The sequence below is a fragment of the Actinoplanes sp. NPDC024001 genome, assembly GCF_040638955.1.
In the GTDB taxonomy this organism is placed as follows: domain Bacteria; phylum Actinomycetota; class Actinomycetes; order Mycobacteriales; family Micromonosporaceae; genus Actinoplanes.
The window spans coordinates 50,496-67,862 of the sequence record NZ_JBEZZB010000004.1 but is presented as its reverse complement, the minus strand read 5'-3'; the positions used below and the strand labels follow the sequence as shown (position 1 = coordinate 67,862).

The 17,367-nt window shown below is 72.5% G+C and carries 14 protein-coding genes; 9 read left to right on the top strand and 5 right to left on the bottom strand.

From position 1 onward, the window contains the following. The first annotated feature begins 24 nt into the window (after nucleotides 1-24). Entirely contained in the window at nucleotides 25-1,368 is a 1,344-nt protein-coding gene (locus AB0F81_RS03375; RefSeq protein WP_360190195.1) for an MFS transporter, read from the top strand. A gap of 10 nt (nucleotides 1,369-1,378) precedes the next feature. Here AB0F81_RS03375 and AB0F81_RS03370 read toward each other — a convergent pair whose 3' ends face one another. Further along, complete coding sequence (locus AB0F81_RS03370) at nucleotides 1,379-2,452, bottom strand: bifunctional NAD(P)H-dependent oxidoreductase/GNAT family N-acetyltransferase (protein ID WP_360190192.1); 1,074 nt, start codon at nucleotides 2,450-2,452, stop codon at nucleotides 1,379-1,381. A gap of 300 nt (nucleotides 2,453-2,752) precedes the next feature. On the opposite strand from AB0F81_RS03370, the gene AB0F81_RS03365 reads away from it, so the two are divergent. Beyond that, entirely contained in the window at nucleotides 2,753-7,258 is a 4,506-nt protein-coding gene (locus AB0F81_RS03365; protein ID WP_360190189.1) for a HAMP domain-containing protein, read from the top strand. Here AB0F81_RS03365 and AB0F81_RS03360 read toward each other — a convergent pair. Together AB0F81_RS03360 and AB0F81_RS03355 are read right to left on the bottom strand one after the other, a co-directional pair. Next, on the bottom strand, nucleotides 7,216-8,865 hold the full coding sequence (locus AB0F81_RS03360; RefSeq protein ID WP_360190186.1) for a TlrC/CarA/OleB/SrmB family ABC-F type ribosomal protection protein: 1,650 nt from the start codon (nucleotides 8,863-8,865) through the stop codon (nucleotides 7,216-7,218). The genes AB0F81_RS03365 and AB0F81_RS03360 overlap by 43 nt on opposite strands. 108 nt (nucleotides 8,866-8,973) lie before the next feature. After that, the gene (locus AB0F81_RS03355; RefSeq protein WP_360190183.1) at nucleotides 8,974-10,011 is read right to left on the bottom strand and encodes an alcohol dehydrogenase catalytic domain-containing protein; all 1,038 of its coding nucleotides are present in this window, start codon (nucleotides 10,009-10,011) and stop codon (nucleotides 8,974-8,976) included. Between the two features lie 70 nt (nucleotides 10,012-10,081). Between AB0F81_RS03355 and AB0F81_RS03350 the strand changes: the two genes are divergently transcribed. The 7 genes from AB0F81_RS03350 (at nucleotide 10,082) to msrA (ending at nucleotide 15,425) form a co-directional block, all read left to right on the top strand. After that, nucleotides 10,082-10,711: a hypothetical protein gene (locus tag AB0F81_RS03350; protein ID WP_360190180.1), complete on the top strand. Its 630-nt coding sequence runs from the start codon at nucleotides 10,082-10,084 to the stop codon at nucleotides 10,709-10,711. A gap of 67 nt (nucleotides 10,712-10,778) precedes the next feature. Beyond that, nucleotides 10,779-11,318: an RNA polymerase sigma factor gene (locus AB0F81_RS03345; protein WP_360190177.1), complete on the top strand. Its 540-nt coding sequence runs from the start codon at nucleotides 10,779-10,781 to the stop codon at nucleotides 11,316-11,318. Further along, nucleotides 11,315-12,115 carry a hypothetical protein gene (locus AB0F81_RS03340; protein WP_360190174.1) on the top strand — a complete coding sequence of 267 codons (801 nt, stop codon included), beginning with the start codon at nucleotides 11,315-11,317 and terminating at the stop codon, nucleotides 12,113-12,115. Before AB0F81_RS03345 ends, AB0F81_RS03340 begins: the two co-directional genes overlap by 4 nt. Before the next feature lie 11 nt (nucleotides 12,116-12,126). Then, nucleotides 12,127-12,927: an ATP-binding cassette domain-containing protein gene (locus tag AB0F81_RS03335; protein ID WP_360190171.1), complete on the top strand. Its 801-nt coding sequence runs from the start codon at nucleotides 12,127-12,129 to the stop codon at nucleotides 12,925-12,927. Then, entirely contained in the window at nucleotides 12,924-14,246 is a 1,323-nt protein-coding gene (locus AB0F81_RS03330; RefSeq protein WP_360190168.1) for a hypothetical protein, read from the top strand. Before AB0F81_RS03335 ends, AB0F81_RS03330 begins: the two co-directional genes overlap by 4 nt. Continuing rightward, complete coding sequence (locus tag AB0F81_RS03325; protein ID WP_360190165.1) at nucleotides 14,243-14,848, top strand: hypothetical protein; 606 nt, start codon at nucleotides 14,243-14,245, stop codon at nucleotides 14,846-14,848. Before AB0F81_RS03330 ends, AB0F81_RS03325 begins: the two co-directional genes overlap by 4 nt. 73 nt (nucleotides 14,849-14,921) lie before the next feature. Next, nucleotides 14,922-15,425, top strand: a complete 504-nt coding sequence (msrA, locus tag AB0F81_RS03320) for a peptide-methionine (S)-S-oxide reductase MsrA (RefSeq protein ID WP_360190162.1) — start codon at nucleotides 14,922-14,924, stop codon at nucleotides 15,423-15,425. Between the two features lie 43 nt (nucleotides 15,426-15,468). Here the strand turns inward: msrA and AB0F81_RS03315 are convergent, their stop codons facing one another. Both AB0F81_RS03315 and AB0F81_RS03310 read right to left on the bottom strand, forming a co-directional pair. Continuing rightward, on the bottom strand, nucleotides 15,469-15,930 hold the full coding sequence (locus AB0F81_RS03315) for a methyltransferase (RefSeq protein ID WP_360190158.1): 462 nt from the start codon (nucleotides 15,928-15,930) through the stop codon (nucleotides 15,469-15,471). A 136-nt stretch (nucleotides 15,931-16,066) separates the two neighbouring features. Further along, complete coding sequence (locus AB0F81_RS03310) at nucleotides 16,067-17,239, bottom strand: DUF418 domain-containing protein (RefSeq protein ID WP_360190155.1); 1,173 nt, start codon at nucleotides 17,237-17,239, stop codon at nucleotides 16,067-16,069. Between the last annotated feature and the right edge of the window lie 128 nt (nucleotides 17,240-17,367).

Sequence of the window (17,367 nt, the reverse complement as noted above, 5' to 3'; positions counted from 1 at the left end):
GTTTCCCGAAGGTAGGGTTCCGGCATGATCCAGTCCGCGCAGGTCAGACAGGTGACGGCCTATCCAGGGCAACCTCCGGTCGCCGTCCGGCGCGGTGCGGCCGCCCCGTTCGGCTGGTGGCCGGCGATCTGCGTGGCGCTCGTCGCCGCCATCGACCGGATCGAGTACAACCTGTTGGCCGGCGCCCTGCCGACGATCCAGGAGGAGTTCGGTTTCAGCGACAGCGCGGGCGGCGCGATCGCCACCGCCGGCGCGCTCGCCGCGATCGTGCTGCTGCTGCCGGCCGGCAAACTCGCCGACACCGGCAAGCGCACCTGGACCATCGCGGCGATCGTCGCGATCTGGGCGCTGCTCACCGTCGGCACCGGACTGGCCGGCACCTACGCGACGCTCTTCGCGGTGCGGGTGCTGCTCGGCGCGGCCGGTCAGCTCTACAACCCGCCGTCCTCCAGCCTGCTCGGTGACCTCTACCCGGGACCCGGCCGGGCCCGCGCCTACGGGTACGAGCGGATGGCCTACTTCGCCGGCCTGCCGATCGGGGTGATCGCCGGCGGCGCGCTCGCCCAGACCGTCGGCTGGCGTACCGGATTCTTCCTGGTCGCCGTGCCCGGCATCATCATCGCGGTGCTCGTGCTGACGGTCCGCGAACCGGTCCGTGGCCTCGGCGACCAGCTCTCCCGCTGGTACACCGACTCCTCCGCGGTGGAGCAGCCGGCACCCGAGCCGCCCGCGCCGATGCGGGCGCAGCTGGTGACGCTGCTGCGGATCCGCACCCTGCGCTCGGTGATCATCGGCCTGAGCATCCTCTTCTTCGGGCTCGGCGGCCTGTTCTTCTGGATGCCGTCGTTCTACGCCCGCGAGTTCGACCTGCCCGAGGCGTCCGCGGCGGCCATCGGCGGCGGCGCCGGGCTGGTCGGCATCGTCGCCGGCATCCTGGCCGGCAGCTGGCTCGGCGACCGCCTGCACCAGCACCGGGTCGCCATCGGCGGCTGGTCGCTGCTGTTCGGCACGGTCTTCCTGGCCGGCGCGGTCAGCGTGCCGGTCCTGGCGCCGCAGGCGATCTGCTTCACCCTCGCCAACGTCGGCTTCGCCGGGGCCATCGCCAACCTCACCGCCGCCAACGCCGACGTGGTCGCCGCGCACCGCCGCGGGCTGGGCTTCGCGGTGCTGCAGATGCTGGTCACCCTCGGTGGCGCCCTCGGGCCGTGGCTGATCGGCCTGGCCTCGGACGCCACCGGGTCGCTGCGCTGGGCCTACACGGTGGTGCTGGCGCCCCTGGTGATCGGCAGCCTGATCGTCCTGGGTGGACAGCGCACCTACCGCGACGACGCGGCGGCCGCTCTCGGGACGGTGCCCGGGCAGCGGTAGGACGCCCCGCTCAGCGCGTACCGGAAAGGTCCTTGGCGAAGGTGACCGTGCCCTCCGGGCCGGCGGCGGAAGCCGCCTGATATCCCTCGCTGCGGTAGAGGTCGATGTTGCCCAGGCTCTTCGCGCCGGTGAACAGCACCATCCGGCGGGCCTGCCGGCCCGCGGTCGCCTCGGCGGCGCGCAGCAGCCATCGGCCCAGGCCATGACCCCGCAGATCGGGTACGACGGCCAGCCGGCCCAGGTGGCAGTCCGGGCCGTCGTCCTGGGTCCGCACCATGCCCAGCAGCCGGCCGTCGAGCCAGAGGCCGAGCGTGTGCCAGCTCGCCAGCCACTCCGCCACCTCCTCGACCGACTCGTGCAGCGCCGGGATGGCCATGGTGTCGTTGCGCAGCGCCTCCTCCACCCAGCTGCACCGCTGCAGCACGGTCACCTGCGCCGCGTCGTCCGGGGTCAGCCGCCGAACGTAGCTTCCCGGCAGCGGGCCGGCCATCGCCCCGGGACGGCCGCTCTCCCGCATCGGCCGCAGCGAGCGCGCGAGCCGGACCAGTTCGTCGAGCAGGGCGACACCCTGCTGGTCACGGGCGGCGTCCGGGCACAACCGGCCGTCCCGCACCGTGTCACCGATCCGCATCGCGACGGTGGCGCCCAGCGGGACCAGGCACAGCGTCGACACCACCTGCTTGGCGTGCTGGACGGAACGGGTGCCGGCCGCGGTGTGGCCGTAGCTGACGAAACCGATCGGCTTCCACGCCCACTCGCTGCCCAGATAGTCCAGGGCGTTCTTCAGCGTCGCCGGCATCCCGTAGTTGTACTCCGGGGTCACCGCGATGAATCCGTCCGCCGCGTCGACGACGGCGCTCCACCGGCGGGTGTGCTCGTGCTGGTAGACGCCCGCGGACGGGTGCTCCTCCTCGTCGAGCAGCGGCAGGTCGAGGTCGGCCAGGGCCACCGGCACCAGCTCGGCGCCGAGCTCCGCGGCTCGTGGGGTGATCGCGTCGAGCAGCCACCGCGCCACGACGGGGCCGAGAGCGCCCGGGCGGGTGCTGCAGGTCAGGACCAGGACACGGAGCGGTTTCGTCGACATGGGAACGAAGGGTAGATGGATGATCGGTGGACCCGGCATCCCCCGCCCCGGCCCCGGCGGCACGCGAAGAGGCTTACCCCGGGAGTCTCGACTACGACGGCGGCCGCCGGCACGCACGGCCTGCCGCGGACCTGCCTCGTTTGCCGCGGCGACCAGCGGGTTCGCCCAGCACAGCGCGGCCGCCGGACGGGGGTGGGTCGCGCGGCTGTGCGATTGCCGCCCGGCGCGGTCTGCGCTACTCACTGTCGAGAGTTGTTTCCCGCCACCAGCGTGTGGCCGCCGGCTAGGGACGGGCTTTCGATGGTGCAGAGCGTGGTGGGCAAGCCGAGGCAGTCGAGCCGAGCTTCCCGGGCGGTGGCCGACGGCGACCTGCGGCAGCTCTTGGGCGGCCTGACCGCGGTGCGTGACGGTGACTTCCGTACCCGGCTGCCGGAGAGCGGTGACGGCCTGCTGGGCGAGATCGCGACGGTCTTCAACGGCATGGTGGACCAGCTGTCCCTGTTCACCTCCGAGGTGACCCGGGTGGCCCGCGAGGTGGGCACCGAGGGCCAGCTCGGCGGGCAGGCCGAGGTGCCGGGCGTCTCCGGCACCTGGAAGGACCTGACCGACTCGGTGAACGCGATGGCCGGCAACCTGACCGACCAGGTCCGCGACATCGCCCAGGTGGCCACCGCGGTCGCCACCGGCGACCTGTCCCAGAAGATCACCGTGGACGTGCGCGGCGAGATCCTGGAACTCAAGAACACCATCAACACGATGGTCGACCAGCTGTCGTCGTTCGCCGACGAGGTCACCCGGGTGGCCCGCGAGGTCGGCAGCGAGGGCCGGCTCGGCGGGCAGGCCGAGGTGCCCGGGGTGGCCGGCACCTGGCGCGACCTCACCGACTCGGTGAACTTCATGGCCGGCAACCTGACCAACCAGGTCCGCAACATCGCCCAGGTCACCACGGCGGTGGCCCGCGGCGACCTGTCCCAGAAGATCACCGTGGACGCGCGCGGCGAGATCCTGGAACTCAAGAGCACCGTGAACACCATGGTGGACCAGCTGTCGTCGTTCGCCGACGAGGTCACCCGGGTGGCCCGCGAGGTCGGCACGGACGGCCGGCTCGGCGGGCAGGCCCAGGTCAGCGGGGTGGCCGGCACCTGGCGCGACCTCACCGACTCGGTGAACTCGATGGCCGGCAACCTGACCAACCAGGTGCGCTCGATCGCCCAGGTGGCCACGGCGGTGGCCCGCGGCGACCTGTCCCAGAAGATCACGGTCACCGCCCGCGGCGAGATCCTGGAACTCAAGAACACCATCAACACGATGGTGGACCAGCTGTCGTCGTTCGCCGACGAGGTCACCCGGGTGGCCCGCGAGGTCGGCACCGAGGGCCGCCTCGGCGGGCAGGCCGACGTGAAGGGCGTCTCCGGCACCTGGAAGGACCTGACCGAGTCGGTCAACGTGATGGGCGACAACCTGACCGCGCAGGTGCGCAGCATCGCGGAGGTGACGACCGCGGTCGCCCAGGGCGACCTGACCCAGAAGATCCGGGTCGACGCGCGCGGCGAGATCCTCGAGCTGAAGGACACCATCAACACGATGGTCGACCAGCTCTCCGCGTTCGCCGATGAGGTCACCCGGGTGGCGCGCGAGGTCGGCACCGAGGGCCGCCTGGGCGGGCAGGCCCGGGTGCTCAACGTGGGCGGCACCTGGAAGGACCTGACCGACAACGTCAACGTGATGGCCTCCAACCTGACCAGCCAGGTGCGCTCGATCGCCCTGGTCGCCACCGCGGTGGCGCAGGGCGACCTGGGCCGCAAGATCACCGTCGAGACCAAGGGCGAGGTCGCCGTCCTGGCCCAGACCATCAACACCATGGTGGACACGCTGTCCGCGTTCGCCGACGAGGTCACCCGGGTGGCCCGCGAGGTCGGCACCGAGGGCCGCCTGGGCGGGCAGGCCCGGGTCCCCAACGTCGCCGGGACCTGGAAGGACCTGACCGACAACGTCAACTCGATGGCCAACAACCTCACCGGCCAGGTCCGCAACATCGCCCAGGTGACCACCGCCGTCGCGCAGGGCGACCTGACCAAGAAGATCGACGTCGACGCCCGCGGCGAGATCCTGGAGCTCAAGACCACCATCAACACCATGGTCGACCAGCTCTCCAGCTTCGCCGCCGAGGTGACCCGGGTGGCCCGCGAGGTCGGCAGCGAAGGCCGCCTCGGCGGCCAGGCCGAGGTCGAGGGCGTCTCCGGTACGTGGAAGCGGCTCACCGAGAACGTCAACGAACTCGCCGGCAACCTCACCCGTCAGGTCCGGGCCATCGCCGAGGTGACCAGCGCGGTGGCCACCGGCGACCTGACCCGCTCGATCAACGTCGACGCCTCCGGCGAGGTCGCCGAACTCAAGGACAACATCAACTTCATGGTGGAGTCGCTGCGCGAGACCACCCGCGCCAACCAGGAGCAGGACTGGCTCAAGACGAACCTGGCGCGCATCTCCTCGCTGATGCAGGGCCACCGCGACCTCGAGGTGGTCGCCGGCCTGGTGATGAACGAGCTGACCCCGCTGGTCAACGCCCAGCTGGGCACGTTCCTGCTGATGGACGACTCCGGCGGGGACACCCAGCTGCGGGCGGTCGGCAGTTACGGCCACCACGGCGCCGGCCGGCGGTTCACGCTCGGCGAGTCGCTGGTCGGGCAGGTCGCGGTGGCCAAGCGCGGCATCGTCGTCGACGCGGTGCCGCCGGAGTACGTCACCGTGCGCTCCAGCCTCGGCTCAGCCGCCCCGCTGCAGCTGGTGGTCCTGCCGATCGTGGTGGAGGACCAGGTGCTCGGCGTCATCGAGCTGGCCAGCATGGCTCCCTTCACCGACGTGCACCGCGACTTCCTGAACCAGCTGATGGAGACGATCGGGGTCAACGTCAACACGATGGTGGCCAACGCGCGTACCGATGTGCTGCTCACCGAGTCGCAGCGCCTCGCCGCCGAGCTGCAGGCCCGTTCGGAGGAGTTGCAGGCCCGCTCCGAGGAGCTGCAACGCTCCAACGCGGAGCTGGAGGACAAGGCGTCCCTGCTGGCCCGGCAGAACCGCGACATCGAGACGAAGAACTCCGAGATCGAGCAGGCCCGCCAGGAGCTGGAGGCGCGCGCCCAGCAGCTGGCCCTGGCCTCGAAGTACAAGTCCGAGTTCCTGGCGAACATGAGCCACGAGCTGCGCACCCCGCTGAACTCGCTGCTGATCCTGGCCCAGCTGCTGGCCCAGAACCCGGCCCGCAACCTCACCGCCAAGCAGGTCGAGTACGCGACCGTCATCCACTCCGCCGGCGCCGACCTGCTTCAGCTGATCAACGACATCCTCGACCTGTCCAAGGTCGAGGCCGGCAAGATGGACATCGCGCCGGAGGCGTTCGAGCTGCGCAACCTGGTGGAGTACGTGGAGGCCACGTTCCGCCCGCTGACCACCTCACGCGGCCTGGCCTTCGAGGTGTTCACCGCCGACGACGTGCCCACCGGTCTGCTCACCGACGAGCAGCGGCTGCGCCAGGTGCTGCGCAACCTGCTCTCCAACGCGGTCAAGTTCACCGAGTCCGGCCGGGTGCGGCTGAGCATCGAGCGGGCCCGCCCGGAGGAGCTGACCGAGGCGCTGGCCGGGCACGAGACGGTCATCGCGTTCCGGGTGACCGACACCGGCATCGGGATCGCCGAACAGCAGCTCTCCGCGATCTTCGACGCGTTCCAGCAGGCCGACGGCACCACCAGCCGGCGTTACGGCGGCACCGGCCTGGGCCTGTCGATCAGCCGGGAGATCGCCTACCTGCTCGGTGGCGAGATCCGGGCGCAGAGCGGCCTCGGCCAGGGCAGCACGTTCACCCTCTACCTGCCGGCCGAGGCGCCGCCGAACCACCCGAAACCGACGGCCGGCGAGCCGGCCGAGATGCTGGTCGCGGGCACCGAGGTCACCCGCCGGCTGCTGGTGGTGGAGAGCGACCCGCACGGGCTGCTCACCATGATCGCCCGCCGGGCCGCAGCCGCTGTCGCGGAAACCCACGGTCTCGTACGGGTGACCACCGCGGTAGACCCGGACGCGGCGATCGCCGAGCTGCTCGCCCGGCCGTTCCGCGCCGTGGTGCTGGATCTGTCGATGCCCGCCGACAACGGCTCGGTCTTCCTCAAGGCCCTGCACGATCAGGCGAACCTGCGCCACCTCCCGGTGCTGGCACACTGCGCGCACCGCCTGTCGCCGAACCACGACACCCTGCTGCAGGTGCTGGCCCAGACCCGGCCGCTGGAGATGCTGTCCAGCCTGGACGAGATGCGCGAACGCGTCGTCCTGCACCTGTCGGCGGACGCCGGCACCCCGGTCCTGCCGCCGACGATCGACGCCGGCACGGTGAACGACCGCACCGCGTCCTCCGACCGGCTGGCCGGGCGCAAGGTGCTGGTGGTCGACGACGACGTGCGCAACGTCTTCGCCCTCACCAACATCCTCGAACTGCACAGCCTGGAAGTGATCTACGCGGAGAACGGCCGCAAGGGCATCGACGTCCTGGCCCAGCACGACGACGTCGATCTGATCCTGATGGACGTGATGATGCCGGAGATGGACGGTTACGCGGCGACCGCCGCCATCCGGGCCATGCCGAAGTACGCCCAGCTGCCGATCATCACGGTCACCGCGAAGGCCATGCACGGCGACCGGGAGAAGAGCCTGGCCTCCGGCGCCACCGACTATGTGACCAAGCCGGTGGACGCCGACGACCTGCTGCACTGCATTCACCGCTGGCTGCAAACCGACGCCACGGTCCCGCCCGCCTGATCACGGCCGGGTGCCGCCATCTCGAGATGGGCCCCGGTGAACCCGGCCCGCAGGCGCCGGTCGTGGGTCACCACGACCAGCGCTCCCGGGTAGCCGGCCAGCGCCTGCTCCAGCTGCTCGACCAGCATCGGTGACAGGTGGTTGGTCGGCTCGTCGAGCAGCAGCAGGTCCACCGGCTCGCTCACCAGCCGGGCCAGCTCGATCCGGCGCCGCTGCCCGTACGACAGGTCGCCGACCCGCAGCGCCAGGTCGGCCGGGCGGAACAGGCCCAGCGCGAGCAGCGCCTCCGCGTGCTCCTCCCGGGTCCCGGGACGCCCGTGCGTGTAGGCGTCCAGCACGGACTGGTCGGCCGTGCCGCACCGCCCGTCCTGCCGGAAGTACCCGATCCGGCCGAACCTGCGCACCTCGCCCTCGTCCGGGCGCAGCTCCCCCGCGAGCACCCGCATCAGGGTGGTCTTGCCCGCCCCGTTCGGGCCGGTGACCAGCAGGCGCTCCCCGGCGCGAACGGTCAGGGACTCCAGGTGGAGCCGACCGGTGACCGTCACGCGGTCGAGCGCGGCCACCTCGTCGCCGGCCGCCGCCTGCGCGGTCGCCACGGCGGCGGTGAAGCGCAGCGGCTCCGGCGGGGGCGGCGCCGGATGGTCGGTGAGCCAGCGCAGCCGCTGCTGCGACTGCCGCAGCCGGCCGGCGGCCCCGTGGGTACGCGACCGGGCCCGCCACGCGCCGGTGCCCATGCCCGCCTTGTCGGTCTTGCGGGGGATGGCGGCGAGCCGGTCCGCGTTGGCCGTCACCAGTGCGGCATGCCGGTCCACCTCCGCCTTCCACTGCTCGTGGGCCTGCGCCTGAGCGGCGCGTTCGGCGGCCTTGGCGACCAGGTAGCCGCCGTACCCGTCGCCGTAGCGGCGCACCCGCCCGTCGGCCACCTCGGTGACGGCGGTGGTGACCCGCTCCAGGAACATCCGGTCATGGGTGATCGCGACCAGCGTGCCGCGATGGGCGCGCAGGCGCTCCTCGAGCCAGGTGATGGCCTGGTCGTCGAGGTCGTTGGTGGGTTCGTCGAGCAGCAGCAGTTCCGGTGCGGCGGCGAGCGTCGCGGCCAGCGCCAGCCGGGACCGCTCGCCGCCGGACAGGGTGCCCAGCCGGCGGCCGCGGTCGAGCCCGGGCAGCCCCAGTCCGTGCAGGGCGGTCTCGACGCGGGTGTCGGCCTCGTAGCCGCCGCGTGCCTCGAACTCCGCGGTCAGGGCGGCGTAGGCCGCCAGGTCCGGGCCGGTCGAGCCGAGCGAGCGTTCGGCCGCTCGCAGCCGGGCCTCCAGCCCGCGCAGGTCGGCCAGCGCCAGATCGACGGCGTCGGCGACGGTGGCGCCGGCCGGCAGCGCGAGCGATTGCGGCAGGTAGCCGACGCCGCCGGGCGCGACGACGACGAGGTCGCCGTTGTCCGGGCGCTCCGCCTTCGCCATGAGTCTGAGCAGGGTGGACTTGCCGGAACCGTTGTCGCCGATCACGCCGAGCCGTTCGCCGGGCTTGACGGCGAGCGACACCCGGTCCAGGACGACCTGCGTGCCGTAACGCTTGGTGACTTCGTGGAGGGCCAGTTGGGCAGCGGGCATGTGCGGCTCCTCTCAGACGAGACGAGACGGCTCGTCTCGTTATGGAACGAGCATGACGCCCACCCGGAGCATTGTCAAGACGAGACGTATCGTCTCGTTTAAAAATCTCTACCGGGTCGGGTCGATCATGGTCATGCCGGCGACGGTCGCCCGGTCGAAGCCGGGCAGCAGCCCGGCCGCGGCCTCGAGCCCGACGGTGCGCTCGATCAGTCGCTCAGGCCGCAGCGCGCCCCGCTCGATGAGCGCCATCATGGCCGGATAGTCGGCCGCCGCCATCCCGTGGCTGCCCAGCACGTCGATCTCCCAGCCGATCACCCGCGCCATCGGCACCCGCGGGTGGCCGTCCACCGGCGGCAGCAGCCCGACCTGGACGTGGCGGCCGCGCCGGCGCAGGCTGAGGATCGCATCGGCGCAGGTCTGCTCGCTGCCGACCGCGTCGACGGAGACGTGGCTGCCGCCGCCGGTGAGGTCCGCGACAACGGCCGGAACGTCAGCGCCGGCACTCAGGGTGTGCGTGGCGCCCAGCGCGGACGCGGCGGCGAGCGCCTGCTGGTTGCGGTCCACGGCGATCACCCGCGCGCCCAGGGCCCGGGCGATCATCACCGCGCTCAGCCCGACGCCGCCGGCGCCGACGACGGTCACCCACTCGCCTTCGGCGAGCCCCGCACGGCCCACCAGAGCCCGGTACGCCGTGGCGAACCGGCAGCCGAGACTGGCGGCAGCCGCGAAGCCGACCTCGTCGGGGACCGCGATCAGATTGGTGTCCGCGGCGTGCAGGGCGACCCGCTCGGCGAACGACCCCCAGTGGGTGAAGCCGGGTTGCTGCTGGTCGGGGCAGACCTGGGCCTGGCCGGACCGGCACCAGTCGCACCGGCCGCAGCCGCAGACGAACGGCACCGTCACCCGGTCGCCGGCCCGCCAGCGGCTGACCCCCTCCCCCGTCTCGGCCACGACACCCGCCAGCTCGTGGCCGGGCACGTGCGGGAACACGACGTCCGGATCATGGCCCGCCCAGGCGTGCCAGTCGCTGCGGCACAGCCCGGTCGCCATCACCCGCACCACCACACCGCCGGGCGGCGCGGTGGGTTCGGCGACCTCCCGCACCTGGGGCCGGGAACGGACGGCATCAAGAATCACGGCACGCACAGCAGCATCCTGCCAGCCGGCCGCGGGCACTCCCGCACGGCTGCGGCCAGCGGGAACCTACCCTGACCGGGTGACTTACTGGGACATCATCGGCTGGGCGGGGTCCGCCCTGCTCGTCTGGTCTTTATTGCAGAGCCGGCTGCTGCGCCTGCGCGCGCTCAATCTCGCCGGCTGCCTGGTGCTGCTCGGCTTCAACGCGGCGATCGGCGTCTGGCCCATGGTGGGCCTCAACGCGGTGCTCGCTGTGATCAACATCTGGTACCTGTGGCGGATGCTGGCCACCCGCCACGACGACAAGACGTACCAGGTGGTCGAGGTCCGCACCGACGACGAGTTCCTCGCCCACACGCTGCGGCTGCACCACGACGACATCGCCCGGTTCAACCCGGGCTTCACGTGGGACGACACGGTACGCCGGGACGCCGCCGCGTTCCTGGTGGTCAGCGGCGACGAGGTGGTCGGCGTGGTGCTGTTCCGCTCGGCCGGGGACGGGGTGGCCCAGGTGCTCCTGGACTACGTGACCCAGCGGTACCGGGACTTCACCCCGGGCGAGTTCGTCTACCGGCAGAGCCGGTTCTTCGCCGACCGTGGCTGCCACACCGTGGTCACCCCGCCGGGGATGCGGTCGCCGTACTACGCGCGGCTGGGCTTCCAGCCCCGCGGCGACTCGTACGTGTGGGAACTGACCGCCACAAAGTGACTCAGGTCACACCCGCTCGCGCACCGTACGCGATCTTCGCGTCGTCTTGCTGGATGTGAAACGGAGTATGAGCGCGGCCGACGAGGAGGAACTCGTGCGCCGCACCGCCGCCGGGGACCGGCGCGCGTTCGACGAGCTGTACCGGCGCACGTCGCCGTGGCTGCTCGCCCGGCTGCGGCGGCGGTGCGCCGACGACGACGTGGTCGCCGACGTGATGCAGGAGACCTACCTCGCCGTCTGGCGGGCGGCGGACAGCTTCGCCGGATCGGCCGCGTCGGGCAGCGCGGTCGGCTGGCTCTGGACCATCGCCGCGCACCGCCTCGTCGACGCATTCCGCCGGCGGGCCCGGCAGAACCAGATGCCGGCCGTGCCGCCGGCCGAGACCGTCGCCCCGGCCGCCGAGGACGAGGTGATGGCCGGCCGGGTCGGCCAGGAACTGGAACAGGCGCTGCTCGAACTGCCGCCGGAGGCACGGCAGGTGCTGCGCGCGATGGTCCTCGACGGCCTCTCGGTCCGCGAGACGTCGCTGCTGCTCGGCCTGCCGGAGAACACCGTCAAATCGCGGGCCCGCCGGGCCCGGCTCGCCCTGCGGGAGGCCCTCTCATGACTGCTCACCCCAGTCCCGCGGTGATCGCCCGCTACGCCGACCGGGCGGCGAACCTCGACGAGGTCACGGCCTGGTCGGTCGAGGTGCACCTGGAGGACTGCGCCGACTGCCGGGCCCTGGTGGCCGACAGCACCACCGACGACTCGCGGGCCCTGCTCGCCCGCATCGGCACCGCCCTCGACGACGACATCGCCGCCGGACCGGCCCCGGCCCGGCGCCGGCGCTGGTCCGCGGCACGCCACCGATGGCTGGTCTGGCATCTCGTGCCGTGGACGACGATGACCGTGGCGGTGCTGGTCTGCGCGGTCCTGCTGGAGGCGCTCCAGCCGAGCCTGCCGTCCCTGGTCGCGCTGCTGGCCCCGGTGGCGCCGCTGCCCGGGGTGGCGATCGCCTGGAGCCGGCGCCACGACCCGGCCTGGGAACTGATCGCCGGCACCCCGGCGGCCGGCCTGGCGATGCTGCTGCGGCGTACGGCTGTGGTGCTGGCCGTGGTGGTGCCGGCGCTGGCGGTGGCCAGCTCCCGTACCGGAGTGTCGCTGGCCTCGACGCTGCTGCCGTGCCTGGCCTTCACCGCCGCGACCATCGCCCTGGGTGGCCTGGTCGGCGTGCACCGGGCCGCGCTCGCCCTCGGCGCCGCCTGGTCCCTGGCCGTGATCGTCCCGGCCGTGCTCACCGCCGAGCTGCCGGTGCTGCTGCAACCCGGCAGCTCGCTGGGCTGGGCGCTGCTCACCCTGGCGCTGGGCGGCCTCGCCGCGGCCCGGCCCGACAACTTCCGCAGGCTCTCCAGCCTCAACTGAAGGGAATCACGATGCGTACGGTGAGCGCGGCCGAAACGGCCCCCACCACCTATCCCTGGGCGGTCCACGCCGAGGGTCTGCGGGTCCGCGCCGGCCGGCACCTGGCCGTGGACGGCCTGGATCTCGCGCTGCACACCGGCGTCCACGGCCTGCTCGGCCCCAACGGCGCCGGCAAGACCACCCTGATGCGGGCGCTGGCGACCGTGCTGAAGCCGGCCGGCGGCCGGCTGACGCTGCTCGGCGAGCCGGTGGACGGCCGCGGCGGGCTGGGCCGGATCCGCCGCGGGCTCGGCTACCTGCCGCAGCAGTTCGGCTTCTACCCGCGGTTCACGGTGCGGGAGTTCGTCGAGTACATGGCCTGGCTCAAGCAGATGCCCAAGACGGTCATCCCCGGTGCGACGCAGCGGGCGATCGAGCGGGTCGGCCTCGCCGACAAGGCCGGGGCGCGGATGAAGACGCTGTCCGGCGGCATGCTGCGCCGGGCCGGGATCGCGCAGGCGATCGTCAACGACCCGGCGGTGCTGCTGCTCGACGAGCCCACCGTCGGTCTCGACCCGGAACAGCGCATGGACTTCCGGGAGCTGCTGCGCGACATCGGCGTCGACAGCTGCGTGCTGGTCTCCACCCACCTCGTCGAGGACGTGGTGGCCGCGTGCACCGACGTGGTGCTGATCAGCGAGGGCCGGCTGGTCTACCAGGGCACCCCCGACGACCTGGTCCGGCAGGGCGGCGAGGGCTATCCCGGCGACAGCCCGGCCGAACGGGGCTACTCCGCGCTGCTGCGCCGCCACCGGACGGAGGCCGGCCGGTGATCCGCGTCCTCGGCATCGAGCTGCGCCGCTCCGCGGCCGCCGGATCCGCCCTGACGCTGCTGGTGGTCGGCGTCCTGACGCTGTTCTTCGCCGAACGGATCGGGTTCGCGTCCGGATGGATGCAGCTGGCCATGTCCCAGCGCCTGTTCCTGGCGCTGCTGTGGCCGCTGGCCCTGGCCGCCGGAGCCTGGCAGGCCCTGCGCGAACACCGGTCGAAGACGGCGGAACTGTTCGCCAGCACGCCGCGTCCCCGGGCGCAGCGGGCCGTGCCGACGCTGGCCGCGATGGCCTTCGCGGTGGTGACCGGATACCTGGCGACCGGCGCCGCCGGCGGTCTGTGGATCTTCGACACTGCCGAGTACCTGCCGGTCCAGTTCTTCACCGTCACCGCCGTCGGCCTGCTCGCGCTGGTCGCCGCCGTATGGCTCGGCCTGGCCGCCGGCCGGCTGCTGCCCTGGCGGGTGACCCCGCCGATGCTCGGCATCGCCGGGCTGGGCCTGCTGCTGCTCATCCCCGGCGCCACCCGGCCCCGCGGGTGGCTGGCCCTGGTGTTCTCGCCGATCTACGAGATGAACATGCCCGGCGAGTACGCGACCGTGCCCGCCCGGGTCAGTGCCGCCCAGACTGTCTGGCTGGCCGCCCTGGCGATCGCCGCGGTGCTGCTGTTCGTGTCCGACGGCTGGCGCGTCCGGGTGGCCGCGCTGCTGCCGGTGCTGGTCGGCGCCGCTCTGGCGATCACCGTCATGCCGCACCAGAACCGGGTGGTCACCGACGCGATCGATCCGGTGGCGCGGGAGCTGGTGTGCGCGCCGGACGAACCACGGGTCTGCGTCAGCCGGGTCCACTCCGGGTTGCTGCCGGAGGTCGTCGCGCCGGCCCGGGAAGCCCTGACGGTCCTCGCCAAGCTGCCGGATCCGCCCGTCCAGGTGAACGAGGACACCACCACGTACGGTCCGATGAGCTTCGCGCCGTGGCGCCCGGACATCGTCCTGGCGCGTATCGAGGTCGGAACGGACGGCCGCCTGGCAAACCGTGACACCGTGCTGACCGAGACTGTGGCGGCGGCGTTCGCCGGGGCGCCCGACTGCGAGCAGTACCCCGCCTCCCCGGACCGGCTGGCCGCCGCGTACTGGCTGATCGGGCGCGAACCGGCGGCGGTCACCACCTACGACCCCGAGGTCAACGAGGAGACCCGGCAGCTCTGGCGTGAGCTGCGCACCCTGCCCGAGACCGAGGCGAACGCCCGGGTGGTGGCGTTCCGCCAGGCCGCGCTGAAGTGCGCCGCCGGCGACGGCCTGTTTGCCGGGAGTTCCCGGTGAGGTGGCTGACGCTCTACCTGCGGTCCCGGCGGGCCCCGATCGCGATGGCCGCGGCCGCCGGCTGCACGGCGCTGATGTGGTCGCTGTGGTCGATCTTCTCCGACACCCGCGCCGCCGGCATCCCGCTGGTCATCCTGACGGTGCTGCTGCTGGTCGCGGCCCTGACCGTCACCCTCGGCGGTCCCGACGACGCGCTGGAGCAGACCGCCGCGTTCGACTGGCTGCCGCGCCGGGCCGCCCACCTGCTGGCGATCCTGCTGATCGTGGTGGTCCTGCTGCTGGCCACCCTGGTGACCGGCGCCCGGTTCGGCCCGGCCGGGCTGGTGATCCGCGACGCGGCCGGGCTGCTGGGACTGACCGCGCTGAGCGCCGCGGTGCTCGGCGTCGCCCGGGCCTGGTTCCTGCCGCTGGGCTGGACGCTGGCCGCCATCCTGTTCCCCCGCGACGAACCGCTGCTGGGGCGGATCCTGACCTGGCAGGCACAGGAACCGGCGAGCACCGCCGCCGCGGTCACGGCCGGGATACTGGCGGTCGGCGGGCTCGTCGCCTACGCGGTGGCCGGCCCGCTCCGGGTGGCGCCGGCCGAAGCCGCCCAGCAGTAACGGGCATGTTCGCGCGCCCGCCGGCGTTACCCGTACCGGATCCCGAAGCCCACGACGATGAACGGAGCTCGTGATGAGCACAGAGAAGGCAATCCTGGCCGGGGGCTGTTTCTGGGGAATGCAGGACCTGATCCGCAAGCGCCCCGGAGTGGTCTCGACCCGGGTCGGCTACACCGGCGGGCAGGTGGCGAACGCGACGTACCGCAACCACGCGGGGCACGCCGAGGCCATCGAGATCGTTTTCGACCCGGCGGTCACGTCGTACCGGGATCTGCTGGAGTTCTTCTTCCAGATCCACGACCCGAGCACGCTGAACCGGCAGGGCAACGACGTCGGCACGAGCTACCGCTCGGCGATCTTCTACGAGAGCGACGAGCAGAAGAGCATCGCGCTGGACACGATCGCCGACGTGGACGCCTCCGGGCTGTGGCCGGGCAAGGTGGTCACCGAGGTGACCGCGGCCGGGCCGTTCTGGGAGGCCGAGCCGGAGCACCAGGACTACCTGGAGCGCATCCCGAACGGCTACACCTGCCACTTCCCCCGCCCGAACTGGAAGTTGCCGCGCCGTAGCCAGTGACGTGCGCTGACATCGGCCGCGCAGCCTCGCTGCGCGGCCGATCTCATCTCCGCGATCGAGGGAGGAATCGCGGCGTCCGGCGCGCATACTCCTCGTACTCCGGGAACAGCGCCCGGAGCTGCCGCTCCTCCCATCGGGCCTTCACCGCCAGCAGCGCACACAGCGCGGCCGCCGAGGCAGGCCGGAGCCGGCCACCAGCGGTCAGCCCGCGTACGGCGCAGGCCGCCATCACACCGGTGTAGACCGGGTGCCGCACCACCGCGTACGCCCCGCCGGTGCGCAGGTGAGTGCCCTCCCGCGGCAGCGGCATCGGCGTGAGGTCCGCGCCGAGCTCACGAGCCCCCGCCGAGGCCACCACGGCACCCGTGCCCATGGCCAGCCCGGCAGCGACCCGCAGCGCGGGCGACCGGCGCGCCCCTCGGCGCGGCGAGAAGATCAGCACGAACAACACCGACTGGGCCGCCACGAAGGCGTATCCCAGCAGCCGCTCTCTCCGACTCGGCATGGCTGCCTCGCTTCCGCTCGCAGACCCCGAGCATACGAACCCCCGCGACCTCGGCCAGTCGGGCTCATGCGAAACGCCCAAGCCCTCGGGGGAAGGCCTGGGCATCTCGCGGCGCACGCCGCCGGGACGGGTTGGTTCAGCGGGACGGGCCGTAGGTGAGGCGGCGCAGGGCTGCCTCGGCCGGGCCGCGCAGGTCGTGGCGGCGCAGGAGGTCGGCGAGCAGCGCCGTCGCGGACCAGACGGCCACCGCGATCAGCACGCCCAGGGCGGGTGACGTCAGGTGCAGGTTCAGCGTGTACGAGGAGAACAGCACCGCCCACGCCACCGACTGGGCCAGGTAGAAGGTCATCGACCGCTGGCCGAGCGCGGTCAGGGCGTTGGTCACCGGGCCGCGCCGGTCGGTGAGGCGGACGGCCACCAGGGCGATGAGCGCGGCGTAGCCCAGGCCGCCCGCGTAGCCGGTCATCTGGTGCAGTGCGGTGGCGAGCATGAGGTCGCCGGGGGTGGCGCCGGCCCACACGCCGGCCTCGTGCAGGGCCAGGGCGAGACCGCCCAGCACGGACAGCGGGATGCCGGCGTACGCGGTCACGCGCAGCAGGTGCAGGTGCTTGTGGGGCTCCTCCAGGATCCGGTGCCGGGCGGCCAGGACCCCGATCAGGAACGGGACGAGCGTGCTCACGAACATCATCACGGCGAGGACGGCGAACAGGGAGAGGCGGAACGCCAGCTCGTTCGCGAACCCGTCGGGCAGCAGCGGCATACCGCCACCGGTCATGGCGTCGTCGGCGGCGACCAGGGCATGGAGGGCCGCGGCCACCGGGATCCAGGCCGCGGCGAGGATCATCAGGGTACGGTCGCGGAGCCGCAGCACGCCGACCAGCAGCAGCGCCACCAGGCCGTAGACGGCCAGGATGTCCGCCGGGAAGAGCAGCACCGTGTGCGCCAGCCCGAAGACGATCAGCCACAGCCCGCGCCGGCGCAGCAGGCGGCGTGTTCGGGGCCAGGCCTGTGCCTGTTCGCTGCGGCGGCGGTGGATCTGGGCGAGGCCGTAGCCGAACAGGGCCGCGAACATCGGATATCCGCGCAGGTCCACGAAGATCGCCGTGCCCGCGGTGACGATGCGGTCCGCGGTGGTGACGGCGCTCTGGGCGCCGCCGATGAACACGGTGAACAGGTGCGTGTGGGCGAGCGCGATGACCAGCAGCATGACGCCACGCGCGAGATCCGGTGCCAGCGAACGGCGGTGCAGCGGGAGCGGGCGGGCCGCGATGTCCGGCGTGTGCGGCTGGGCCATGAGCGTGAGCGACATGATGACCTCCGAAGCTGGTATACAGATGTACGCATCTGGTGACACTCGATGGGGCGACTGCCCTGTTGCGTACACCATAGGCATCGATTACCGCCCTGGTGAAGGCCGGTTTCGGCAGCCTTGAGGGG